Annotated in this window: 21 protein-coding genes; 12 read left to right on the top strand and 9 right to left on the bottom strand. The window is 46.0% G+C overall.

The features are described 5' to 3' along the window. Nucleotides 1–36: 36 nt before the first annotated feature. From GVN20_RS22115 to GVN20_RS22105, 3 genes are all read right to left on the bottom strand, one after another. Nucleotides 37–1,398: a dihydrolipoamide acetyltransferase family protein gene (locus GVN20_RS22115; RefSeq protein ID WP_166560450.1), complete on the bottom strand. Its 1,362-nt coding sequence runs from the start codon at nucleotides 1,396–1,398 to the stop codon at nucleotides 37–39. A 47-nt stretch (nucleotides 1,399–1,445) separates the two neighbouring features. Continuing rightward, nucleotides 1,446–2,690, bottom strand: a complete 1,245-nt coding sequence (locus tag GVN20_RS22110) for a competence/damage-inducible protein A (protein ID WP_166560449.1) — start codon at nucleotides 2,688–2,690, stop codon at nucleotides 1,446–1,448. 164 nt (nucleotides 2,691–2,854) lie between these two features. Then, nucleotides 2,855–3,205, bottom strand: coding sequence for a DoxX family membrane protein (locus GVN20_RS22105; RefSeq protein WP_166560448.1), 351 nt, complete (start codon nucleotides 3,203–3,205; stop codon nucleotides 2,855–2,857). Between the two features lie 280 nt (nucleotides 3,206–3,485). Between GVN20_RS22105 and GVN20_RS22100 the strand changes: the two genes are divergently transcribed. Further along, nucleotides 3,486–4,391, top strand: coding sequence for an SPFH domain-containing protein (locus GVN20_RS22100; protein WP_166560447.1), 906 nt, complete (start codon nucleotides 3,486–3,488; stop codon nucleotides 4,389–4,391). A 47-nt stretch (nucleotides 4,392–4,438) separates the two neighbouring features. Then, entirely contained in the window at nucleotides 4,439–4,882 is a 444-nt protein-coding gene (locus tag GVN20_RS22095; protein ID WP_166560446.1) for an NfeD family protein, read from the top strand. Nucleotides 4,883–4,968: 86 nt separating this feature from the next. Here GVN20_RS22095 and GVN20_RS22090 read toward each other — a convergent pair whose 3' ends face one another. The 3 genes from GVN20_RS22090 to GVN20_RS22080 all read right to left on the bottom strand — a co-directional run bounded on the left by GVN20_RS22090 (nucleotide 4,969) and on the right by GVN20_RS22080 (nucleotide 9,559). Then, nucleotides 4,969–6,300, bottom strand: a complete 1,332-nt coding sequence (locus tag GVN20_RS22090; RefSeq protein WP_166560445.1) for a Gfo/Idh/MocA family protein — start codon at nucleotides 6,298–6,300, stop codon at nucleotides 4,969–4,971. Between the two features lie 176 nt (nucleotides 6,301–6,476). After that, entirely contained in the window at nucleotides 6,477–7,910 is a 1,434-nt protein-coding gene (locus GVN20_RS22085) for a DUF1080 domain-containing protein (protein WP_166560444.1), read from the bottom strand. 140 nt (nucleotides 7,911–8,050) lie between these two features. Further along, the gene (locus tag GVN20_RS22080) at nucleotides 8,051–9,559 is read right to left on the bottom strand and encodes a VCBS repeat-containing protein (RefSeq protein WP_166560443.1); all 1,509 of its coding nucleotides are present in this window, start codon (nucleotides 9,557–9,559) and stop codon (nucleotides 8,051–8,053) included. A 35-nt stretch (nucleotides 9,560–9,594) separates the two neighbouring features. On the opposite strand from GVN20_RS22080, the gene GVN20_RS22075 reads away from it, so the two are divergent. Further along, nucleotides 9,595–10,704, top strand: coding sequence for an endonuclease/exonuclease/phosphatase family protein (locus tag GVN20_RS22075; RefSeq protein ID WP_166560442.1), 1,110 nt, complete (start codon nucleotides 9,595–9,597; stop codon nucleotides 10,702–10,704). Here GVN20_RS22075 and GVN20_RS22070 read toward each other — a convergent pair. Continuing rightward, nucleotides 10,689–11,441 (bottom strand): hypothetical protein, encoded by a 753-nt coding sequence (locus GVN20_RS22070; protein ID WP_166560441.1) that lies wholly within the window; start codon nucleotides 11,439–11,441, stop codon nucleotides 10,689–10,691. The genes GVN20_RS22075 and GVN20_RS22070 overlap by 16 nt on opposite strands. Before the next feature lie 193 nt (nucleotides 11,442–11,634). Here GVN20_RS22070 and GVN20_RS22065 point away from each other — a divergent pair, with 193 nt between their 5' ends. The 4 genes from GVN20_RS22065 to dprA all read left to right on the top strand — a co-directional run bounded on the left by GVN20_RS22065 (nucleotide 11,635) and on the right by dprA (nucleotide 15,651). After that, entirely contained in the window at nucleotides 11,635–12,072 is a 438-nt protein-coding gene (locus GVN20_RS22065) for a hypothetical protein (RefSeq protein ID WP_166560440.1), read from the top strand. Nucleotides 12,073–12,138: 66 nt separating this feature from the next. After that, on the top strand, nucleotides 12,139–12,981 hold the full coding sequence (locus GVN20_RS22060; protein WP_229599155.1) for a serine hydrolase: 843 nt from the start codon (nucleotides 12,139–12,141) through the stop codon (nucleotides 12,979–12,981). 6 nt (nucleotides 12,982–12,987) lie between these two features. After that, on the top strand, nucleotides 12,988–14,553 hold the full coding sequence (locus GVN20_RS22055) for an FMN-binding glutamate synthase family protein (protein WP_166560439.1): 1,566 nt from the start codon (nucleotides 12,988–12,990) through the stop codon (nucleotides 14,551–14,553). A 9-nt stretch (nucleotides 14,554–14,562) separates the two neighbouring features. Next, nucleotides 14,563–15,651: a DNA-processing protein DprA gene (gene dprA / locus GVN20_RS22050; RefSeq protein ID WP_166560438.1), complete on the top strand. Its 1,089-nt coding sequence runs from the start codon at nucleotides 14,563–14,565 to the stop codon at nucleotides 15,649–15,651. A 65-nt stretch (nucleotides 15,652–15,716) separates the two neighbouring features. Here dprA and GVN20_RS22045 read toward each other — a convergent pair whose 3' ends face one another. Next, complete coding sequence (locus GVN20_RS22045; protein WP_166560437.1) at nucleotides 15,717–17,201, bottom strand: M48 family metalloprotease; 1,485 nt, start codon at nucleotides 17,199–17,201, stop codon at nucleotides 15,717–15,719. A gap of 201 nt (nucleotides 17,202–17,402) precedes the next feature. Between GVN20_RS22045 and GVN20_RS22040 the strand changes: the two genes are divergently transcribed. Further along, complete coding sequence (locus tag GVN20_RS22040; RefSeq protein ID WP_166560436.1) at nucleotides 17,403–18,215, top strand: aldo/keto reductase; 813 nt, start codon at nucleotides 17,403–17,405, stop codon at nucleotides 18,213–18,215. Nucleotides 18,216–18,277: 62 nt separating this feature from the next. On the opposite strand, the gene GVN20_RS22035 is transcribed toward GVN20_RS22040, so the two are convergent. Further along, complete coding sequence (locus tag GVN20_RS22035) at nucleotides 18,278–19,405, bottom strand: DegT/DnrJ/EryC1/StrS aminotransferase family protein (RefSeq protein WP_166560435.1); 1,128 nt, start codon at nucleotides 19,403–19,405, stop codon at nucleotides 18,278–18,280. Nucleotides 19,406–19,472: 67 nt separating this feature from the next. Here GVN20_RS22035 and nagA point away from each other — a divergent pair, with 67 nt between their 5' ends. From nagA to GVN20_RS22015, 4 genes are all read left to right on the top strand, one after another. Next, nucleotides 19,473–20,621 (top strand): N-acetylglucosamine-6-phosphate deacetylase, encoded by a 1,149-nt coding sequence (gene nagA, locus GVN20_RS22030; RefSeq protein ID WP_166560434.1) that lies wholly within the window; start codon nucleotides 19,473–19,475, stop codon nucleotides 20,619–20,621. 49 nt (nucleotides 20,622–20,670) lie between these two features. Continuing rightward, nucleotides 20,671–21,102 carry a DUF5990 family protein gene (locus GVN20_RS22025; protein WP_166560433.1) on the top strand — a complete coding sequence of 144 codons (432 nt, stop codon included), beginning with the start codon at nucleotides 20,671–20,673 and terminating at the stop codon, nucleotides 21,100–21,102. A 74-nt stretch (nucleotides 21,103–21,176) separates the two neighbouring features. Next, on the top strand, nucleotides 21,177–21,632 hold the full coding sequence (locus GVN20_RS22020; RefSeq protein WP_166560432.1) for a hypothetical protein: 456 nt from the start codon (nucleotides 21,177–21,179) through the stop codon (nucleotides 21,630–21,632). A gap of 56 nt (nucleotides 21,633–21,688) precedes the next feature. Then, nucleotides 21,689–23,251 carry a serine hydrolase gene (locus tag GVN20_RS22015; protein ID WP_166560431.1) on the top strand — a complete coding sequence of 521 codons (1,563 nt, stop codon included), beginning with the start codon at nucleotides 21,689–21,691 and terminating at the stop codon, nucleotides 23,249–23,251.

Here is a 23,251-nt window from a genome sequence, read left to right as displayed (position 1 = left end):
ATTTGAGGCTGAATCAATAAATGCCCTGCTTTTTTCCTAAAAAGGAGAGCGTTTCAGGTCAAATTTTTCTAAATAATCAGAAACACGTTTCACAAACATTCCGCCCAGTGCACCGTCTACTACGCGGTGGTCATACGAATGCGAAATGTACATCATGCTCCGTACACCAATTACGTCACCTTGGGGTGTTTCAATCACCACGGGGCGTTTTTGAATAGCACCAAAGGCCATAATAGCTACCTGCGGCTGGAGAATAATGGGTGTCCCCATGATGTTTCCGAAACTACCGATATTCGAAACCGTGTAGGTACCGCCCGCTAGGTCGTCGGGAGTAAGTTTATTTTGACGGGCACGATTGGCCAGTTCGTTCACTTTTTTGGCTAACCCAATCAGGCTATATTGGTCAGCGTTATGGATGACGGGCACAATGAGATTTCCGCTAGGCAATGCAACCGCCATACCGACGTTTATATCCCGTTTTTTGATAATATTTTCTCCCTCTACGGAAATATTAATCAACGGAAAATCTTTGATGGCCTTCACCACAGCTTCTATCAGAATGGGGGTGAAGGTGATGCCTTCGCCCGTTTGTTTCTTAAATTCATCCTTGATTTGATTCCGCCAAAGAACAACGTTGGTCATGTCGGTTTCTACAAACGAGGAGACGTGGGCCGAAATTCGCTGTGACTCCAGCATCCGCTCCATAATAACGCGCCGCATGCGGTCCATCGGAATAACCTCAATGCCAGTTTTGCGAATCGAGGCAGGCGATTGCGGACTGCTGGCGTGGGATGCTTCTTGGGTAACAGCTTTGTTTTGGGCAGATGCAAGATTTTGGCTAGATGTGAGATTTTGGACAGACGCAAGGCCTGCCCCTACGGGTTGGTGTTTCCTTTCTTCCAAATACCCCAAAATATCTTTTTTGGTCACGCGGCTATCGGTGCCCGTTCCTGCGATTTGGTCAAGTTCTTGACGGGAAATGCCTTCGGTTTGGGCAATGTTGAGCACCAAAGGAGAGTAAAAACGACCACTTGAAGGAACCACCGCCGTGGATTGGATAGGGGAAGTGACCAACGATTGGAATTGGGTTTCCAACGCAAGGGCTTCTTCGGGAACCTCCGCAATGGGCGTAGGAGAACCGTTTTGGGGCGTAGTGACTTCTGTTTCGATGCGCATTACGATGTTTCCGATGGCCACGACGTCGCCCTCTTTCACCAATATTTCTTTGATAATGCCGCTGTAAGGGCTAGGTACTTCGGTGTCTACTTTGTCGGTAGCTACTTCCATCACAGAATCATCGGACTCGACAGCATCACCTACTTTTTTAAGGATGCTGATGATGGTACACTCCATGACGCTTTCTCCCATTCGGGGCATCACCATTTCTACAATTGCCATTTGTTTTCTTATTAATTCCTATTCCAAACGTTCAAAAAATCAATGATTTAAAGACCAAGCAGTTGTTTGCGCAACAGGTTCAGTAAATAAACGCCGGTGTATTGGATGTTTTGTTCGCGAAATTTTCCAAGTTGTAATTTTTGGGTTACGGTGCCGTTGGGGCCTGCGCTGGCAATCCAGATGGTGCCCACGGGTTTTTCGTCGGTGCCGCCGTCGGGGCCTGCAATTCCGCTGGCCGCGATGCCGTAAGTAGTGTGGAGCCGTTGGCGTACCCCTTCGGCCATTTCAACGACGGTTTGCTCGCTTACCGCTCCAAACTCCGCCAAAGTGCTAGGTTTAACGCCCAATTCTGCTATTTTGACTTCGTTGCTGTAAGTGATTACGCCTCCTACAAAATACGCTGACGAGCCAGGTACTTTTGTTATCAAATGCGACGCATAGCCGCCCGTACAGCTTTCGGCGGTAGACAGGGTTTGGCCGCGCTCTTTCAAGATTCTTCCCACTACGGTTTCAATTTCGTCGTTATCGTACCCAAAAACGTTGACGTCAATCAAGGGCAATACTTTTTCGACTTCGGCTTGTGTCTCTTTTTTGAGTTGCTCTAAGTCGGTGCCTGTGGCGGTGAGACGAAGCCGGACTTGTCCAAAATTGGGTAAATACGCCAATTTGATGTGAGGTGGCAGGTTATCTTCCCAATCGGCGATGCGCTCGGCCAAAAAAGACTCTCCGATACCGATGGTGCGGAGCATTTTATGGTAGATAATCGGCGTTTCAAAAAAGGCCTGCAATTTGGGCAGGAGCGTGTGCGTCATGAGGTTTTTCATTTCAAACGGCACGCCGGGCATAGAGATAAACACTTTCTCGTTGCGCTCAAACCACATGCCTGGGGCGGTTCCCCAACGATTGGGGATGTAAGTGCAATTGTTGGGCACTGCTGCCTGTAAACGATTCAGTTCGGTCATTGGACGTCCTCTTTTCTCAAAAAAAGCGGTGATGAAGGCCAATGCTTCTTCGTTGATGGAAAGTTCGGTATCGAAATAAGTACAGAGTGTTTTTTTTGTAATGTCGTCTTTGGTAGGCCCGAGCCCACCCGTAATTAGAATGACATCCGCCCGGCTTTCGGCTTCGGCAAGGATTTCTAAGATAGCCTGCTCATCGTCTCCGACCGACGATTTTCGGATGGTTCGAATCCCGATGTTGGTCAATTCGGTGCTAATCCACTGGGTATTAGTATCGGTAATCTGTCCAAACAATATTTCGTCGCCAATCGTAATTACTTCTGCTTTGACCATGAATTCAATTTTTTGTCAAAGTTAGCCAAAATTCTGTTTTGGTAGGAACGTTGGCCTTCCTATACCGCATATTGTTCCAAACTCAATTATGGATTTGGAGGTATTTTTCACTTGACCAGCCTGTGTTTGTTTCCAAACCGTATTAATATTGTCTTTTTGGTCGCTTAATCTTTCTCTGTGTTGGCCAAGATTAAGGCCCCTCCTGCAATGCCGAGGTCTTTAAGAAGGCTTCCCATGGCCTTTTCATCCCCTCCCAAAAAAATGGGTAAGTGCACAAAAATTACGAATGAGATAAGCATAATGCCGAGCAGAATCGCGGCGGTTCTCGCCCATTTTTGCAGGATGATTGCCAAAGCCGCGGCCAGTAAAGCAACGCCCGTGATGTAAACCCAAACGATACCTCCAGGTAAGTAAGCAGGAATCATTGCGGATACATTGCTAGCATTCATAAGATGGAACACGCCGAAAATTGCCATTGGGATTGCCAGCAACAGACGGCCGAGCGTTGAAAGCATACATTTATAAGGTTTAGGGTGAAAGAAGGATAAAGCAGGCAAAAATAAGTGTAATTATAGCTGATTACTTAAATATAAAAATAAAAATTATAAATATATTGAGAAAAAAGGACTAAAATCAACTTTTTAGGGTTGAAGAAGGGCGCTTTTTCGGATGAGTTTGCCGCTTAATAAACATTTACACCGTTCTTGGAATGTTTTATTATCTTCATCCTTAAAGCATTGTAATACGTCGCTTATTCTGGTATTTTCGTTCAAAATTTAAACCTTAACTATCCTCATGATTGCATTTATCATTATTGTCGTTTTGGCCCTGCTTATTGTGTTAATGACGGTCAAAGTTGTACCACAACAAACGGCCTATGTTGTTGAACGCCTCGGCAAATTTCATGCCGTGTTGCAGCCGGGCATCAACTTTATTATTCCTTTTTTTGACCGTACGGCCTATAAGCACAGTTTGAAAGAAAAAGCTATTGATATTCCTGAGCAGATTTGTATTACTCGCGACAACGTTCAGGTAAGGGTAGACGGGGTGCTTTTTTTGCAGGTAATTGACCCGCAACGTGCCTCTTACGGAATCGGAGATTATATTTTTGGGGTTACGCAATTAGCCCAAACCACGATGCGTTCGGAAATGGGTAAGATTGATTTGGATAAAACGTTTGAAGAACGGACAACGGTCAATCAGGCCGTGGTTCATGCCATTGACGAAGCGGCGATTGGCTGGGGTGTAAAAATGTTACGGTATGAAATTAAAAACATCACCCCTCCGCAAAGCGTATTGCACGCCATGGAAAAGCAAATGCAGGCCGAACGTGAACGCCGCGCATTGATTTTGCAATCAGACGGTGAAAAAATGGCCGCCGTCAACGTAGCCGAAGGCCAAAAGCAAAAGGTGGTATTGGAGTCAGAAGCATTGAAAACGCGTCAGATTAATGAGGCAGAAGGACAGGCTGCCGCCATTATGTCGGTAGCAGATGCTACCGCCGAAAGTATCCGGGTCGTGGCCGCCGCCATTCAAGAAAAAGGCGGAATGGATGCAGTACAACTTAAAGTGGCGGAGCAAATGGTACAGCAGTTCGGAAACTTGGCTAAATCGACCAATACAATGATTTTGCCAGCCAATTTTGGAGACATGGCCTCGATGATTGCGGCGGCCATGAGCGTAGTAAAACAACAGAAGTAATCAATTGGGCTAGAATAGCCCGCAGTGTATAAATTTCTATAAATCAGATGGATTCGACACAGATTTGGGTAATAGTTGGAGTCGCTATGCTGATAGCAGAGCTACTTTCGGTAACGTTTGTTTTCTTGTTTTTGAGTGTTGGGGCATTTGTGACCGCCATTTTATCATGGACAGGTCTTACGCCAACCGTCAATTCCCAGCTTTTCTGTTTTTCGGTAGTTTCGGTGCTTTCCTTGTTGGCTTTGCGAAAACCACTGCTCCAGTTTTCGCGCCGCAAAAATAAGTCGCTCGAATACTCTGAGTACGTGGGCGACAAAGCTACGGTGGTACAAACGATTCCCTCAGATGGAGAGGGACGGGTTTTTTACCGTGGAACAGAATGGATTGCTTTGACCCAAAAAGGGCATCCTATCGCAATGGGTTCGTCGGTTATTATTAAACAACTTGATGGCATCAAATTGATTGTTTCGGAGCCAGAAACTGCAGAATAAAGCATTTTATGGCTTAAAAATAAGAGGCGGCACCGTTCAGTGCCGCCTCTTTATGCGATGTTATTCGCTTACAGATTACGTTGTTTTTAGTACTTAAACGGTTTTCCGCCGGCCAATACTTCCTGCGTTTTTTCATCAAATGTCACGCGCTGACCAGTACGGTAGGCGGCGTTGGCCATGATGGTGGCAATGGAGTGCTGGTATCCAGCCTCAATCGGAGCGTTGGGCTGTTTGCGGCTGCGCACGCATTCCATCCAGTTTTTGATGTGATTGAACGTCAAAGGGTCACCGCCAGTGTTGGCGTCGGTAGCTACCTTTATACCTTCGAGTTTTGTAGGCGTAATTAAGTTGGCTTTCAGTCCCATGGCGGCGGCTTCGCGCTCGCGCAAACCACCCGTTGAGCTGATTTCGTTGGTATCTAAGTTAATCATACCACCGTTTGAGTAGTACAATTCTTTGGTTTCGCCAGCAGAATTGGAGAAACGGCTGGTAAATTGTACCTGAAAGCCCGAAGTAGGGTCGTTGGCTGGGCCATAATCAAACACTACCGTGAGGGTATCTGGATTGGTCCGACCATCTTTCCACTGATAAATCCCGCCGTTGGCTACGGCAGAACGCGGATGTGATAATCCGCTGAACCAGTGTACGGTATCAATTTGGTGACTCATCCATTGGCCTGGGATACCCGATGAATACGGCCAAAACAGACGATACTCAAGGTATTTGCGGGGGTCAAAAGCCACTTTGGGGCGATTCAGTTGGTAGCGTATCCAGTCTACATCCGATTCTTTCAAATCTTTGGTTAATTCTGGTCTGCGCCAGCGGCCCGGTTGATTGACGTTCCACATCAATTCTACCATGACGATAGGACCGAATTTGCCTGATTTGATAAATTCATCGGCGGCCCAGTAGTTTTCTCCGCTGCGGCGTTGCGATCCTATTTGTACGATTTTTCCCGAAGCTTTTACGGCCTTCAATACGGCGCGGTTGTCTTCCATGGTTTCGGCCAAGGGTTTTTCGGCGTATACATCGCAGCCTGCCTGCACGGCTTCAATGGTATGAAGGGCGTGCTGAAAGTCGGCGGTGCTCATAAAAACAGCATCCACCATTTTGGCATCGTACATTTCTTCGTTATTGCGGAAAACCTTTACGTTACCTCCCAACTGCTTGTCCAAATAGGCTTTTCCTTCGTCACGACGGCGATTCCAAATATCGGAAAGCGATGTGATTTCAAAGTTCATTCCTTTAGACAATTCTTTGAAAGGGCCTACGTGTGAAGCGCGGTGACGATCAGAAAAGCCCACAACACCCACGCGCACGCGGTCGTTGGCTCCGATGATTTTAGAATAGCTCGTGGTCGACATCGCGGTCGCTGCACTCGCTAAAATAGATTTTTGTATAAATTCTCTGCGTTGCATTGTAAAAACAGGTTTTTAATATAAAGGCACTTAATTCTTTTCCATACCCCAAAACTCCGTTTTTTTTCTCAAATCGGCAACTGCCAAAAACGCACACATTGCTGATTGCCAGAATAAACCGCCTTGGGGGAATAAAAAAAGCCACCGCATCAGGTGGCTTTTTTATGGGTAATTAATTATTTCAACTCCCGAATTTTGATACTGCGGTACATGACAAGGTCACCGTGGTCTTGCAACAAAATGGGGCCTTTGGGGGCTGAACCAAATTTGTCGCCCCAAACGGCGTATTTGCTGCGCTGTACGAGGGCTTTATAAAAGTCTGAGTTGCGGTTGTATTCCACCACTTTGAATCCGTTGAGGTAGTGCTCTACATGATTGTTGGGATAGACCACGATGCGTCCTTGATTCCAATCCCCGATTTTTTTGACCGCGCCTCTGCGATAACCCGTTTTGTCGGCAGGAATGAGATCGTAAAGCGAGCCAATGGTGCGGTTGCCACCAGCGCCCATTTTGGCGTCGGGATGTTTGGCATCGTCCAACACCTGAAACTCCAAACCAATGGCCGAGCCTTTTTTGATGTAATCAGCAGGCACAGTCATCGGCTCTCCTGGCTGAAATTCGTGGGTATATTGGAGTAATTCATTGACGAAATATTTTACGCCAGAGTTGGCTCCTTCGGTGAGTTTGAAATCGAATGTAAGTTCAAAAGCGCCGAATTTTTCGGTGGTCAGGATGTCGCCGCCGTTGGTTGATTCAGCTCCGTTGCCTTTATCTACGCTCAACACGCCGTCTTTGATGCTCCAGCCCCCTTTCGGGAATTCTGTTTTGTAAGCACCACGCCACCCGTTGGTGGTTTTTCCATCCCACAACAAACGGATTCCCAAGGCTTTTTCTGGTTCAGAAACCGTGTTTGGAATCCAGTTTTCGATGCGAACGTTGCTGGCGGGAGTCGGTTGCAGATTAGTGGTTTGAATCCGCACGTTGCGCCAACGTACCTGCTTGCCTTCATCTTCTTTGCGGTTTCCGATGGAATGAACCTGTAAACAAATGAATCCGCTCAATGTGACATCGTCGATTACGTGGCTGATTTCTACGCCGTTGACAAACGTCCGTAAGCTGGTGCCGATGGCTTCGATGCGGTATTTGTTCCACTGGTTGTTGCGCAAAAATACGCCTCTTGACTTAGGGTTTACCTCTGGAACGTACAACCATCCACGGCGCGCCTCGTCGTAGATTCCGCCCGATAAATCGCGGTCGGTGGCGTCAATTTCCATTTGATAACCGTGTACGCGGCCATTGTTATAGTCGGGTTTTGACAATGACCGAAATTGAATGCCTGAATTAAGCCCTTCATCGACGTTTACTTCGCATTCAAAAATAAAATCACCGTAGTCTTTTTCGGTGGTTAAGAAGGAGTTGGGGGTATTGGCCACGGCTGTTCCGACAATGACGCCGTCTTTCACTTCATATTTAGCTTGGCCGTTTAGCTGTTTCCAGCCTTTCAGGGTTTTGCCGTCAAAAAGCGGTGTCCAAGTCGCTTTTTGGGCCTGAACCGCATCGAAACAATGCGAAATCAGTAAAGTAATGATTGCAAAAAGTGTCTTTTTCATTTTTAAATGGATGATTAAAATCAAATTGAATAAGTAAGAAGTTGCGGTTTTCTAATGAGAAATTGAGTCGAATAAATGCAACGCCAACGCTTCATTACCCAACTGTTTGAATCTGTGATAATTATGTAAAATTCTGATTGTTAGTTAGTTGTATTTTTTGTTAATGTTTTATTTTCAAGAATCTGTAAGCCCGTCATTCCCGCGGGCAACGGAAATCTGTAAGGTGGGCGTTCGAGATAGCCCAATAACAGGTCTTTGTCGCCGTCTTGGTCATAATCCGCTTTTTCGAGGAGCATCCATTTGTCTTGCCGAGGCTTCGGGAAGGTTTTAGCGGCAAATTTCAACTCTCCTTGGTTTTCAAAATACACAAATCCTTCTTGTGGGTTGGAAGGAAAGTAAGAGATAGCCGCAATGTCAATGTCGCCGTCATTGTCAAAATCATCGGCGAGGGCTTTTGAGGCACCGTGCAAAGGGAAAAACCATTTTTCTTGAAACTGATTTTTACCGTCGTTTAAGAAAATACGTACGCCGTGATAAGGTTTCAGAATCATGGAATAATCGGCATTGTCGCCGTTGGTGTACACAATGTCAACCCAACCATCGCCGTTGACGTCGGCCAAATCGGCGTAGCTGGAGCCGTATACGGGTGGGAAGCGCAACAGGATTTGTTTCTCGTATTTTCCACCGCCTCGATTATAAATGACAGATACCTGTTCGTCACCCTGCGCCATCATTACAAAAAAGTCCAGTTTGCCATCACGGTTAAAATCATAAGGTTGAACAAATCGCGCCCCGGGAGCGGGGTCAAATTTAAACACCTGATAGGTGTGGTCTTGTTGCTGTTTAAACCAAGACAATTGACCTACATTGTTGCCGTATTCGCACATCACGATGTCTTCAAGCCCATCGCCATCTACATCCATAAAAGATTGATTTACGGGGCGGCGAAGTTTTTGGAGTACTGGAGTTAAGGCCCATGTTTTGCCATCGGCCGATTTGCGGGCTTTTTCTAGCGTACCTCGATTGTGGTCGTTGGGGTCCATGATTCCCATCAGCAATACATCCAAACTCCCGTCGGGGTAGGCGCGTAAGTCAGAGGGGGGGCTGCTCACTTTGAGGGAGTCAATGCGTTTGAATTGTTGGTCAAATACCGTCACCATTCCTCGCCGACTACCCACAAATAGCTTCTTGCTAAGGGAGTCGTACTTGAGGAGCGAAACAAAAGGCTCCACCTGCGGAGTATTGGCTTTGGGCAAAAATCGGGAGAGGGTGGGAGAAATAAGGGTTTTTCGGGAAGAGTCTGGCAGTTTATCGGGAGCATTTTTGACGTAATAATTCACGATGCTTTCCCATTGTTCGGGTGTTACGATGGGGGTTTCGGGAAAAACATTTGCTTGGGTAAACGCCACAATCTCTTCGGTAGAAAAGTCCTGATAGAAGCCGATGTTTTGCTGAACGACGCCCAACCGCAGTGCCATTTTGGGCAGTACACTTTCTTTCCACGTTTTTTTGTCGAGCAAATCGGGCGTTGGCATGAGGTGACAGCCTCCACAGTAACTCTGGGCTAATTTTTGCTCCTCCGATTCTTGGGAGGTATTGCAGGCAATGAGAATTGATAATACTAAACCAATAGCAATAATTTTCGTCATGGAATTGTTTACTTTGCAATTAAAACGCAGTGCCAGTGAAAAACTACGCAATGAAATCCAAAACTCCCCTTTTTTGGCGTATTCAGCAATTATTTTTTTGCTTTACCTTACTCAGTTACACGCTTACCTATTCTGCCATTACGGGGCATTGGCTCGCGGGCTTCATCATGATGAGCCTTCCTTTGCTGCTGGTTATTCATATTGTATTGGTTGGTTTTTGGCTGGTGTTTAGTCCCAAAAGAGTATGGCTTTCGGGATTGGCCTTGTTGTTAAGTTTCCCTTTTTGGGCAAGAACGTACGGACTAGGGCCAGCAGAGGAAGAAACGGACTCTTCTAAGACTGAGATTAAGGTGCTGAGTTATAACGTTATGTCGTTTGATTCATACAGTTATTTAGTTGATAAAAATCCCCAAAATACCAATAAGCTGATTGAATGGGTGAAGAAGGAGGATGCCGATGTTAAATGTTTTCAGGAGTTTTTGAATCACCGAGACCGAAAGGATTTGCAAACAGTTGCGCAGTTGAAAAAAGAGGGCTATTCTTATTACGTATCTATGCAATCTATACAAGATCAGGGGAAAGATTACTCAAATGGGCTGGCGATTTTCTCAAAATATCCGATTATTAAACAGGAGCAAATGGAATTCAGTAATCAAAATGGCATCATTTACGCTGATATAAATATCAAGGGCGATACGATTCGGTTTATCAGTGTGCATTTACGCTCGATGATTGTGCGCGTGGGAGGGATTAAATTGGCGGTCAAAGAAAAAAATCTTGGACTGGGACGCTATGAATTGGCGAGTACCTTCAGAAAATTAAAAGGTGGCTTTGTACATCACGAAGTGGAGTCTAAAATTCTGACAGACTGGATTGAGAAAAGCCCGCACCCTGTGGTGGTATGCGGTGATTTTAACGAAGTTCCGTACAGTTATGCCTACGGACAGGTTCGTAAACGCTTGTCGAATGCTTTTGAAGAAGCGGGTTCAGGGTTTGGGTTTACGTACAGGAAGGCTCCAGGGTTTATCCGAATTGATAATCAGTTTTATGATAAAAAAGGCCTGGAAGTGATTGATTTTCAGACAAGAAAAGATGTTAAATATTCAGACCATTATCCGATTGTTGCCCGTTATAAGCTGTTATAATACGCAAATACCTTAGTGATATCGGGCCGAGATTTAAGGCTGAGTTTATTAGTTTTTATGAATTCTTCTACATCATCAGCACGGTCGGCCATCGCATCCAACAGTTTCTTTTTTGAGGTTCCAATGGAAATTAGGGTGTTTCCTTTGACGACGAAGTATTGACTGTTTTTGACGATTTTGGTGTCTTTGGTGCCCAGCGCCATTGCATCGTTGTAAGTGGGTTTGATGATTGATAGCTTGGTCAACTCGACCAGCGACAAGCGTCCTCCTTTGATTAATTCCACAAACCCTTTCATATTATCTTCTGACCTGAATTGGTTCACGTTAAGAAAAATACGCCGCTCCAGCCCCTCAAGCGTGAAAAAACGAATATAATCTCCAGCGAGGACTCTCGTGTCGTTGGTGCTGGGGATTTGAATTTCCAGTTCATTAACGAATAAATCAAGACGGAGAGGTACATTAGCTATGCTGTCGCCTTCACGCCCAGGAGGGCCTATTTTTTTGTATAATTTGATGGAACCCGTTCGCCAGGTTGAGTCCAAATACGGGTCGCCTATGAGGTTGCCTTTGGGACCTTTGATGCCAAAAAGTCCCGTATTGACGTTATTAGCGTTGATTTTAAACCCGTTTAAATTAATCAAATCGCGGGCGGTGTTTGTTAATTGACTATCCGTTTGTTGGGCAATAGCGGTAAGGGAAAAACCGAAAATTAACAAGGAAAAATAAGCGTTCAACATTTTCAAAAAGAGGGTTAGTGAATCAACTTTGCTGTGTAACGTAAAGCTACAAACTATTTTTATGCGGGAGGCTGCTCCTTTCATTTTAATTTCTCAATACCTGACGCTAGTCAGTTTTGTTACTGACCCACCTCATACTCAAAGCTTAAAATAAAGCAGAATTTAGAACCATTCATTTAACCACGCGCGAATCATGGCACGAAACACTAAATTTGATTTACATCGCTTTCATTTTGAGCATAGACTCTGGCTCAACGAGGTCAATTTTGTGGACCAAGAAGTTGATTTTTTTGGACATTTGGTGCATGAAATGCGAGCCTTTTTGCCGGTAGAGGAAATGGAGTCTAATTTTGCCGAAACCCTTACCCATTTTGAGCATGAGTTCGACCATTTCAAACGCACCGTTAACAGCATTCAGGCCGATATTCGTGATCAGGAGGGGATTATTGCGAACATTATTAAGGAAGAAACCACCCAATTTAACGACGAGGTCCGCGAAAGCCAGGCCTATTTACGGGAGAAAATGTCTTTTTTTCACGACAATTACCGAAAGTTAAAAACCGAATTTAAACTTTTTATGGGCAAAGATTTAGAAAAACATATCCATGTTCCCGCCCCACCACAAGGATAGGATAGGTAACATCCCTTGATTTTTATTCTTCCTGTGCGTAAGTTGTTGCCAGAAACCCTTTTTCTGATGCGACAACTTATTTTTTTATGCTTCATGCTGCTCCCATGCGTGAGTATTGCCCAAAAACGCCCATCTTTTTCTTCTCTTGAAACCTATCTTGCACAACTTTCACCCACTACCATTGTCAACCTTCAGGTAGAATCGCTAAAGGGTGAAATCTTTTTCAGCAAAGGGCCTGCGGAGCCGGTGCCATCGGCGAGCATTATCAAAATTCCGATTTTGGTTGAGCTGATGGAACAGGTAAAAGCGGGTAAAGTGGACCTCAACAAAACCTATACGCTGGTGGCTACCGACAAAACGGGCGGCGCGGGAGTGATGGCCTCGTACGCCGATGGCCAACAGATGTCGCTCAAAGAGGTGGCCCGCTTGATGATGATTGCGAGCGATAACACAGCCACTAATATTTTTATCCGAACATTGGGGCGGGAAAAAATCAACGACCGAATGAAACTCCTCGGTTTGGCGAGCCTCCAGTTGAATCGGGTGATGATGGACACGGCGGCCGTAGCGCGAGGAATTGATAATTACGTAACCGCCCGTGACATCAATGCATTATTGCGTCTTATTTATAGTCATAAAGTAGCAACGCCAGCTTTATGTGAACAAATGATGGAATTTTTGTTTGAAAATCGGGACACGGTTACGTTGCCGAGGCTCATTCCCAAAACCATCAAAATAGCGCACAAAACAGGCGGACTCACGTACGTACGCGGCGATGCGGGCATTGTGTTTGCGGCCACACCCTTTGTGATTTCAGTTTTTGTGAGAGGAACTCCTGAAAAAGACGCCGAAAAGATAATTGGTGAAATCGGTGAAATTTGTTTTAAAATTTTCAACAAGAAAAACTAAACCCCAATGAATACTCTTTTGAATTGGCTTGCGCTCATTCCGTGGTGGATATGCTTTCCCATCATTTTGGCAATTGTTGCTATTTTGGACATTACTCAAAAAAAGCACACCGTTTTGCACAACTTTCCAGTCATTGGGCACCTGCGGTATTGGCTAGAAACGATTGGACCGGAGTTTCGGCAATATATTGTGGCCAACAACCGCGAGGAATTGCCGTTCAATCGCCGTCAGCGATCGTGGATTTATGCTTCGTCGAAACGGGAAAATAATTTTCAGGGTTTCGGGACCGACCAGGATGTCAACAGTGCAGGTTTTATCTTTATCAAACCCGCTTTGGTAACCAAACGATTGGCCAAAGACCATCCTTACCGCGAAAATCCGTACGTTTTGCCAGCGCCCAAAGTGATTGGGTTGAGCCATAATCGCCGCAAACCCTACCGTCCGAAGCAGGTCATTAATATTTCAGGAATGAGTTTTGGGTCGTTATCGGCATCGGCGATTACCGCCCTCAACGAAGGAGCGGCGAAGTTTGGCTGTTACCACAATACAGGAGAAGGAGGGTTTTCGCCGTACCACGATAAAGGCGCCGACGTAGTGCTCAACATCGGCACAGCGTATTTCGGTATTCGTGACGACGACGGAAATCTTATCATGGAAAAATTGGTCCGACTGACGCAGAAAAACCCCGCCATTCGGATGCTTGAATTGAAACTCTCGCAAGGAGCAAAACCTGGTAAAGGAGGGGTATTGCCAGCGGCCAAAATCACGAAAGAGATTTCGGAAATCCGCCACGTGCCGATGGGGAAAGATGTCATCTCTCCAGCAGCGCACAGTGCCTTTTCTACCCTGCCCGAAATGTTGAATTTGATCGAAGCTATGGCCGAGGCTACGGGGCTACCCGTAGGTATCAAAGCGGCCGTAGGAAAACTGGACATGTGGGAGCAACTAGCGGAGCTAATGGTGAAAACGGGCCGTGGGCCAGACTTTATTACTATCGACGGTGGGGAAGGAGGAACGGGTGCTGCCCCTCCGTCGTTTGCCGACCATGTGTCTTTGCCGTGGGTGTATGGGTTTTCGAGTGTATATAAAATCTTTAAAAAACACGGACTTACCGACCGTATAACGTTCATTGGGTCGGGGAAACTAGGTCTACCCGCGCAGGCAATTATGGCGTTTGCGATGGGCGCCGATATTGTCAACGTTGCCCGCGAAGCCATGATGTCGATTGGGTGTATTCAGGCACAGATATGCCATACCAACCGCTGTCCTGCGGGGGTAGCTACGCAAAATAAATGGTTGCAGTCAGGCCTTGATCCAGCGCTTAAAAGTGAACGTTTTTACCATTACGGAAAAACATTGACCAAAGAAATTCTCGAAATTGCCATTGCCTGCGGCTATGAACATCCCTGTCAGTTTACGATGGAAGATGTAGACGTAGCCATGGGCGACAATAACCATACCCGCTCATTAAGAGTGGTTTATGACTACGAAAAAGCGCCTGTACCCTACGACGGCATTGATACACTTATCAATTGCCAATACTTGGGAGGTGGCCTTAAAAAAGAACATTAACATTCATTCATGGACCAACGTCTTTATCAATTAGGATTGCACTTGACCCCCGGATTGGGCGGGGTATTGATTCGTTATTTGATTGCTCACTTTGGAGATGCCCAAAAGGTATTTGAAGCCAACTATAAAACGTTGATTCGCGTTACAGGCGTTGGAGAGGCAATTGCCCGGACTGTTCTGCAAAAAGAAGGTTTGAGAGCAGCTGAAGTAGAACTTCTAAAATTGGAGAAGTTAAACGCTAATATGGTTTTTTATACGGATGCCCACTTCCCGCAGAGGCTCAAATCCCTTTATGATGCCCCCGTTTTGCTGTACACCAAAGGCAACATTGATTTCAACAAGGGCCGTTATGTGTCTTTGGTTGGTACCCGAAAAGCGACCGATTACGGCCGAAATATCACTGAGCAGATTGTAGAAGGGCTTGTTAACCATGACGTAACGATTGTCAGTGGATTGGCGTATGGTATTGATATTGCGGCGCACCGGGCCAGCGTAAGGAGTCAAATTCCGACGATTGGTGTGATGGCTACGGGGGTGGATGTGATTTATCCTGAAGGGCATATCAAAACAGCCAGAGAGATGGAAATCAACGGTGGAATTGTGACGGAATACTGTTTAGGAACCAAGCCTGATTCGATGCGTTTCCCCGCCCGAAATCGCATCATTGCTGGGCTATCTGACGCGGTCATTGTGGTGGAATCGGCTAAGAAGGGTGGGGGATTGCTTACGGCAGAGTTTGCCAATAATTACAACCGGGATGTATTTGCCGTGCCCGGCAATTTGTCGAACCCTTATTCTATTGGCCCCAATAATCTAATTAGCGCCAATAAAGCCCAGATTTTTACGGGCGTAGAAAATTTACTTGAATCATTAAGTTGGCTCACTTCCAAAGCATCCGTAAAGGCCACGTTGCCCGACCATTTTACCCAGGAGGAAAGCCAAATTGTGGCGTTATTGCGTCAAAGAGGCGAAATGCACATTGATAATCTCACCTGGGAAAGTCAGGTCTCGACGGGAAAATTGGCCACGCTGTTGCTCAATCTTGAATTGCAAGGCTACATTCGTTCGCTGCCCGGTAAACGCTATGCTTTGGGGTAGGTTATTAGTAGTGAGGAGTAGTAGTTTTGCTATTGACTCCTCACTACTTAATTATTTCTCACTCCTTATTTTCCAATTACTTTCAACAACATTCCCTTCTGAATTGGGCTGTCGGCTTTCATACTATTGACCACGCCCAATTCTTCGATTCGGTTGGCGGGCATTCCCAGCCCTGTCATGATTTCCTTAAATGTACCGTTGCGCGGGGCATTTTTTACAAATATGCGTTCGGGCTTGCGATTCAGTTTGTCGGGGTCGTTCAATAAACGAAAATTTTCGGCCGTATTTCGAAACGTAGGGTACAAGTTACCAAAAACATCGGCGGTGGTTACTCCGTGAATGGCGTAAATCAAACCGTTATATTGAATGAGCCACGTGGCCAGCTGAACCGTGTTGGCGGGCGTTTGGGGTTGTTGTTGTTGAGTTTGCCCCTGTTGCTGCTGCTGAGGTTGTTGCTGCGAAATCATGACGATGGCTTGGTTGCCGTGAATGGTCTTACGAGCAGATTCCAACACTTTTAAATTGTACTGCCTGACCATATTTTGAGCGGCCGAATCCAGCGTACCGCCCTGTGCTACATTGAGCAACATCTCTGCTTTACCATCTTTGGGCGCCATCACAAATTGAACAGGGGAGTTTTGGGTTTGCCAACCGTTCGGTATAGGAAATTGAAAGCGTAGCTCTGGATGATAAAAAACGCTATTTTCAACAAAGCCCTGTTTGGGGTCTTCACCGTACACAATACCATTAATCATTTGTAAATAACTTTCACGATTTACGGCGTAATTACCAACATTTTTGGCTTGCCAATCTTTGGCCATTGCGTGAACATTGTTGAAACGGTCGCCTGGATCAGGGTGCGTCGACATTATGTTGGGAATAGATTGGCCAGCGTTATCCGAAATACGTTTAATAGTGCCGAAGAAATTAGCCATTTGGTGTGCATCATAGCCTACTTTGCTCGAATATTCCACCCCAATTTTATCAGATTCGGATTCGTGGGCACGGCTGTAGCTGAGCATCAGCATTTGTAGACCCTGCATGGCTTGTTCACCAAATTGGGCTAGTTTGGGCGAAATGACCATGCCAGCAATCAGTCCCACAGTGCCTAAAATTTGGCTGGTCTGTTGCCGGGCTGAGTGTCTCGCCGTAACGTGGCCGATTTCATGGCCTAAAACACCCGCAAATTCAGCTTCATTGTTGAAGTGCGCCATAATGCCTCGGGTAAAATACACATAGCCTCCAGGCACGGCAAATGCATTGACAACTGGAGAATCAATGATGTTGAACTGGTAAGGAAGCTCTGGACGGTGCGAAATTTTAGCCATCGCCATCCCTTTTTCAGAGATAAAACTTTGCAATCTTTTATCTTCATATAAGCCCATGGAAGCAACAATGGAAGGGTGAGATTGTTGGCCCAACGCAATTTCCTGTTCGGCCGACATCAGGATGATTTCCCTTTTGCCTGTCACAGGATTGCGCGAACAAGATTGCAATACAACTAAACCCATCACAAAGGGTATCCAATTGAAACGAAAGAGTGTTCTCATAATAAGAAGTGGTAAAATCAACAACGATTTATTTTCTGATGGACGAAGTAGGCGCAAGAACGTCACTTTTGGTTGCAAGTTTAAAAAATGTTTTATCGCTAACAATAGGGATATGGGTTAGCCATGAAAATCTTCTATTTTTGAAAAATTGAATACATCTCCTCAAAGATAGGACATCCTGGCTTAAAAACACTAACTGATATGCTTCCACTTATTACGCTCAATAACGGCATTACAATGCCCCAATTTGGATTGGGTATTTATGACCCGCAACCCGACCAAGACATCAAACAGGCGGTGTTATGGGCTTTTGAATTGGGCTATCGACTGGTAGATACGGCAGCGGCCTACAAAAATGAGCGTGACGTAGGTCAAGCTATACGCGAAAGTGGACTGGCTCGTGAAGAAATATTTGTTACGACCAAAGTCAGGAACGAAGACCAAGGCTACGCATCAACGTTGCGCGCTTTTGAAGAAAGCCTTCGGCAGCTACACACGGATTATGTGGATTTGTATTTGATTCATTGGCCCGTAAAAGAGCATCGTATCCAAACTTGGAAAGCGTTGGAGCAAATTTATACGGAGGGAAAAGCCCGGGCCATCGGGGTTTCCAATTATTATATCTCCCATTTTGAGGAACTGTGGCCAGAGGCAGAAATCATTCCTGCCGTCAATCAGTTTGAATTGAGCCCTTATTGCTATTTGCCCGAACAAATACAATACTGTCGTCAACGGGGTATTCAGGTAGAAGGCTATGCGCCGTTGGTCCGGGGGCTGAAAGCAAACGATGCTAGGCTGGTCCAAATCGCTGAAAAATACGGCAAAAGTACGTTTCAGGTATTAATTCGCTGGTCGTTGCAACAGGGTGCTATTACGATACCAAAATCGGTGAGTAAAAGTCGCTTAGCGGCAAATATAGATGTGTTTAACTTTCAAATTTCGGCCGAAGATATGGCCGAAATGAATACTTGGCACGACAATACACGCGTTGCCGACGACCCGATGGATTATTGATTTTCCAACGTCGGCGAGGTTTCGAACGGGGGCACCTAGCCCTCGCCGACGTATTGCCGATGTTAAGAAAAGCACTTTTTAATTCCAGTAGTCACTCTTCCCAATTCCTCTTGGGTGAGGTTGGAACCTGAAGGAAGGCAAAGTCCATTTTCGAATAATCGCTCTGAAATACTTTTGCCATAATAGGGTGCGTCTTGAAAAATGGGCTGTAAATGCATCGGTTTCCACAACGGACGCGCCTCAATATTTTCGGAAGCCAACGCCAACCGCATATTCTCGCGGGTGATGCCGCCCGTCAGTTTGGGGTTAACAACCATGCAGCTCAGCCAACGATTGGAAAAACTACCTTCGGCTTCGGGCTGAAATGTGATACCTTCAATACTGGATAATTCTCGTTCATAAAACGCAAAATTGGCACGGCGTTGGGCTACGCGCTCGTCAATCACTTCCATTTGGCCGCGCCCGATGCCTGCGCAGATATTGCTCAGGCGGTAGTTGTAACCGATTTCGGAATGTTGGTAATGCGGCGCATTGTCGCGGGCTTGGGTAGCTAGAAAACGGGCTTTTTGAATAAAGGCTTCATTGTCAGAAAGTAACGCCCCGCCTCCCGACGTGGTGATGATTTTATTGCCGTTGAAAGAAAGGACATTCAGCAACCCAAAATTTCCCATTTTTTTGCCTTGATACGATGCCCCCAAGGCCTCGGCGGCATCTTCAATGAGCGGAATGTCGTGCAGTTGGCAGATTTCCTGAATTTCACGCATTTGAGCGGGCATTCCGTAGAGGTGCACTGCAATGACCGCCTTCACGTTTTTCCCTTTTGCCTTTTCGCTTTTGATGGCCGTTTCGAGGGCGTCAGGGTTTATATTCCATGTGTCAAGTTCCGAATCAACAAAAACGGGCGTGGCTCCCTGATACGCAATGGGATTGGCCGAAGCGGCAAAGGTAAGTGATTGACACAGAATCACATCGCCCCGTCCGACACCCAGTAAGATGAGTGCCAAATGCAGGGCGGCTGTGCCCGATGAAAGGGCCGCAGCGTGACCCACCCCCACGTAAGTACACAAATCCTGTTCAAACCCATCGACATTGGGGCCCAGTGGTGCAATCCAATTGGCGGCAAAAGCCTCCTGTACGTATTTTTGTTCGTGGCCGCTCAAATGCGGCGATGAAAGCCAAATTTTATTCATTGTTAGTTGGAAAACTTCCCGAAAGTTCTACATCTTTCGGGAAGTTCCCAAAAAAATCCACCAATCAATGCACGCATTCACAAACTGTACTATTTATACTGGTGAAGAGGTTTTGGCCAATTACGCCGTTTTGATTGAAAATGAAATCATTGTGGACGTTGTGCTACAAGAAGATATTTCAAAGGATGTTTTCTGCTTTGATTTACAAGGGTTTGACCTCCTTCCTGGCTTGGTTGACTTGCAACTTTATGGGGGAAAAAATGGCTTTTTCGTACGCGATTTATCGGAAGAATCGCTCACGGATATGGTCCAAACGCACCGTCAGGATGGCACAGTTGGCTTGGTTCCTACGCTTTATTCTACCTCGCACGAAAGGATTTTAAAAGCAATCGAAGTAACCAAATCGTACATTGGAGCGGGTAAAACGGGCGTACTGGGGCTGCATATCGAAGGGCCGTTTATTAATTTTACCAAACGCGGTGCTCACAGTGCCCATGCCGTACGTGTACCAACCAAAGCAGAAATTGCCGAAATTATTGCCAACTGTGAAGGTTTGCGCACAATCATGACGATTGCGCCCGAAATCTGGCCCGAAGAATTATTGCAACTTTTACAAGAAAGTGACATTATATTGTCATTGGGGCACACCAACGCAACGTACGAACAAGCCAAAGGCTACTTTAACAGTGGGATTCAGTTGGCAACGCACCTATACAACGCCATGCGCCCCTTTGAAAGCCGCGAACCGGGCGTAGTAACGGCCATTTGGGATACGCCTACGGTCAGCGCTAGCATCATTGTCGATGGTTATCATTGCGACTATGCCACGGTGCGGATTGCCAAACAGCTCATGCGGGAGCGCCTTTTTCTGATTTCAGATGCTACTTTGGCCAAAATTGAACCGATGCGTTTTGAGTTTGAAGATTTTATTGCCAACTATGATGGTCACCGCTTACTCAACGATGAAGGTAAGCTTGCAGGCTCAGCCATTACGCTCCTCGACGCGGTGCGCAACTGCATTCACAACGTAGGAATCCCCAAAGACGAAGCCTTCAGAATGGCCACTATGTATCCTGCCCAACACTTGGGCCTTGGCGACAAATTCGGTCGAATCAAAGCAGGGTATTCCGCCGATTTGGTAGTGTTGGACAATACTCAAATGCCACAAAGCCTCGGAACGGACAGCCGTAGTGGAGGAGCAACCATTGTAGGATAAAGAATTGTAAACATTCAAAAAGCCTCGACGGAGGCGCAACTTTTGTAGAATGGAAGTTAAGTTTCAGATACGGTTGGAGAAACCAAACGCAGGAGTTGATTTTGGCATTCAGCAAGGAAGTGGGTCAAATTATGTGACCCTCCAAAAACAACGTTCAACGGGAGAAGACCTTGTTTTTGACTTTTTGCTGACCCTAAAATCACAAACGGGTGAGTTTCCTATTTTTATAGGGGCCATGGCCCAAGGTTCGCCGCAGGAGCGATTTGTATACATTGACATCGGCACTGCCGCTGGGCAAATGGGCACTGTTTGGAGCCGTCGGTTGAAAGTACCCTTGAAGAGTATCACGTGGGAGATGCTTCGGCAAGTACAAACTGACACAACGGCGGTGCTAGAAATCACAGTGCCAGGAATCGGTAAAGACGGTGGACCCACATGCGGTAGTGTAAAAGGAGGCGAAGGCTGGAAGGTAAAAGCCTGAAAATGATTGAGGGAGTTAACAGGGGAGAAAAATGTTACATTTGTTAACATTTACTGCTCAATGTCGACGTATCAATGGCTACCAAAACCCTTCTCCTGAACCATTCATTTACTGGCGATTTGGCTCGTGTCTACGATTCTATCCTGGATTTTAGGAAATTTGGCCAACTTCATCCGTACATGGTCAATGTCCATGAACTAAAAAAAACGGATATGAATGGCATGGCATACAAAGTGAATGAAGAAGTACTATTGTTGGGCTTTCTGAAAATGCGCCCCGAATACAATGTAGAAGTTCTGGAAATAGAGAAAGATAAACACGTACGATACGTCAGTAATGTCAAAGGAGGGATCTTGTTGGTGATTGATTTTAACTTTGTGTACGATAAAAATACCAATCAGGTTGAACTTGCAGAACACATAGTAGTTAAAGGAAATCGCTGGCTGATTGCTTATTTTATCACGGTATTAAAAAAAGCGCACCTCCAATTGTTTGACAATCTGGCGAGGAGTCTTTGGACAAAACACTGATTTTGTCGCAAAATACATTCCTTCACAACCGCGTAAAACCAAACCTACAAAAAAACATGAAAAAGCATCTTTACTTTACCGTCTTACTTTTTTTCGGTCTCCAATCGTTGCTACTAAATGCTCAGGTAATTACTTCCCCTGAGATTGATGCATTGGTTGAAAAAACCTTGAAGACGTTCGACGTGCCGGGAATTGCGGTGGCGGTGGTTAAAGACGGTAAAGTGATTCATGCCAAAGGCTACGGCCTGAGGTCGCTCAATACGAAAGCGAAAGTAACCGAAAACACGCTTTTTGGTATTGCCTCCAACAGCAAAGCCTTTACTTCAGCGGCGCTCGGGATGCTGATGGATGAAAAAAAACTGACTTGGGATACCAAAGTGACGGACATTATTCCCGAGTTTAAAATGTACAACCCGTTCGTGACCGAAGAGTTTACCATTCGCGATTTGCTTACGCACCGCAGCGGATTGGGCTTGGGCGCGGGGGATTTGATGTTTTGGCCCGACCAGAACAATTTTACCTTGAAAGACATCATTCATAACCTCCGCTACCTCAAACCTGTTTCGGGATTTAGAACCAAGTACGATTATGACAACCTGCTCTACATCGTAGCAGGCGAGGTGGTGGCGCGGGTATCAGGAATGCCTTGGGAAGATTTTATTGAGAGCAGAATACTCAAACCACTGGGCATGAATGCCACGGCGGCTTCGTACAAACGCCTGAAAGACAAGTCGAACGTGATTGACCCGCACGCGCCCGTGGAAGGAGTTGTCAAAGTAATTCGTCGCGATTGGAGTGAGGTGGCCAATGCCGCGGGCGGAATCTATAGCAACGTGACCGACATGAGCAAGTGGATAATCATGCAGATGGAGAATGGTAAATTTGATACCAATAAACAACTTTTCAGCAGGGGAGTACACGATGAAATGTGGACACCCCAGACCATCATTCCCGTCAGAGGCACTAACTCCTACAATACGCATTTTTCGGGCTACGGATTGGGCTGGTTTTTGAGCGATGTTAAAGGATTCAAACAGGCTACTCACACGGGCGGATTGGCGGGTATCGTAACGCAGGTGACGTTGCTGCCCGAGCTGAAACTCGGCATTATTGTTTTTACTAATCAGCAATCGGGCGCAGCATTTACGGCCGTAACCAACACCATTAAAGACAGTTATTTGGGTATTAAAGGCTTAGACCGCGTGAAAGAAAACCACGACCGAGTACTTGCCAATGAAGCCGAAGCCAAAAAAATAACCGCTGAGATTTGGTCGGCAATTGAGAGTCAACAAAAAAGCAACGGGGCCCAAACGGAGACAAACTTGTTTTTGGGAACTTATCAAGACGCGTGGTTTGGCGAGGCGGTGATTTCAATCAAAAACGGGAAGCTATGGTTTGATTCCAAACGTTCTTTTCAACTAACGGGAGAGTTGTTGCCGTATAAAGGCAATACCTTTATCGTCAAATGGACTGAGCGCAGCATGGATGCCGACGCCTACGTGATGTTTGAGTTGGACAATGAAGGCAAAGCCTCAGGCTTCAAAATGAAGGCAATTTCTCCCTTGACCGACTTCAGCTTTGACTTCCACGATTTGGATTTTAAGGTGAAGAGCAAGTAG

The organism is Runella sp. CRIBMP (assembly GCF_009905605.1).
Classification (GTDB): domain Bacteria; phylum Bacteroidota; class Bacteroidia; order Cytophagales; family Spirosomataceae; genus Runella.
The sequence above is the reverse complement of the archived record's forward strand: the minus strand, read 5'-3'. Positions and strand labels throughout refer to the sequence as shown.

Coding starts and splice junctions, on each gene's coding strand:
- GVN20_RS22115 (WP_166560450.1), bottom strand. CDS start 1,398: ATGGCAATTGTAGAAATGGTGATGCCCCGAATGGGAGAAAGCGTCATG.
- GVN20_RS22110 (WP_166560449.1), bottom strand. CDS start 2,690: ATGGTCAAAGCAGAAGTAATTACGATTGGCGACGAAATATTGTTTGGA.
- GVN20_RS22105 (WP_166560448.1), bottom strand. CDS start 3,205: ATGCTTTCAACGCTCGGCCGTCTGTTGCTGGCAATCCCAATGGCAATT.
- GVN20_RS22100 (WP_166560447.1), top strand. CDS start 3,486: ATGATTGCATTTATCATTATTGTCGTTTTGGCCCTGCTTATTGTGTTA.
- GVN20_RS22095 (WP_166560446.1), top strand. CDS start 4,439: ATGGATTCGACACAGATTTGGGTAATAGTTGGAGTCGCTATGCTGATA.
- GVN20_RS22090 (WP_166560445.1), bottom strand. CDS start 6,300: ATGCAACGCAGAGAATTTATACAAAAATCTATTTTAGCGAGTGCAGCG.
- GVN20_RS22085 (WP_166560444.1), bottom strand. CDS start 7,910: ATGAAAAAGACACTTTTTGCAATCATTACTTTACTGATTTCGCATTGT.
- GVN20_RS22080 (WP_166560443.1), bottom strand. CDS start 9,559: ATGACGAAAATTATTGCTATTGGTTTAGTATTATCAATTCTCATTGCC.
- GVN20_RS22070 (WP_166560441.1), bottom strand. CDS start 11,441: ATGTTGAACGCTTATTTTTCCTTGTTAATTTTCGGTTTTTCCCTTACC.
- GVN20_RS22065 (WP_166560440.1), top strand. CDS start 11,635: ATGGCACGAAACACTAAATTTGATTTACATCGCTTTCATTTTGAGCAT.
- GVN20_RS22060 (WP_229599155.1), top strand. CDS start 12,139: ATGCGACAACTTATTTTTTTATGCTTCATGCTGCTCCCATGCGTGAGT.
- GVN20_RS22055 (WP_166560439.1), top strand. CDS start 12,988: ATGAATACTCTTTTGAATTGGCTTGCGCTCATTCCGTGGTGGATATGC.
- dprA (WP_166560438.1), top strand. CDS start 14,563: ATGGACCAACGTCTTTATCAATTAGGATTGCACTTGACCCCCGGATTG.
- GVN20_RS22045 (WP_166560437.1), bottom strand. CDS start 17,201: ATGAGAACACTCTTTCGTTTCAATTGGATACCCTTTGTGATGGGTTTA.
- GVN20_RS22040 (WP_166560436.1), top strand. CDS start 17,403: ATGCTTCCACTTATTACGCTCAATAACGGCATTACAATGCCCCAATTT.
- GVN20_RS22035 (WP_166560435.1), bottom strand. CDS start 19,405: ATGAATAAAATTTGGCTTTCATCGCCGCATTTGAGCGGCCACGAACAA.
- nagA (WP_166560434.1), top strand. CDS start 19,473: ATGCACGCATTCACAAACTGTACTATTTATACTGGTGAAGAGGTTTTG.
- GVN20_RS22025 (WP_166560433.1), top strand. CDS start 20,671: ATGGAAGTTAAGTTTCAGATACGGTTGGAGAAACCAAACGCAGGAGTT.
- GVN20_RS22020 (WP_166560432.1), top strand. CDS start 21,177: ATGGCTACCAAAACCCTTCTCCTGAACCATTCATTTACTGGCGATTTG.
- GVN20_RS22015 (WP_166560431.1), top strand. CDS start 21,689: ATGAAAAAGCATCTTTACTTTACCGTCTTACTTTTTTTCGGTCTCCAA.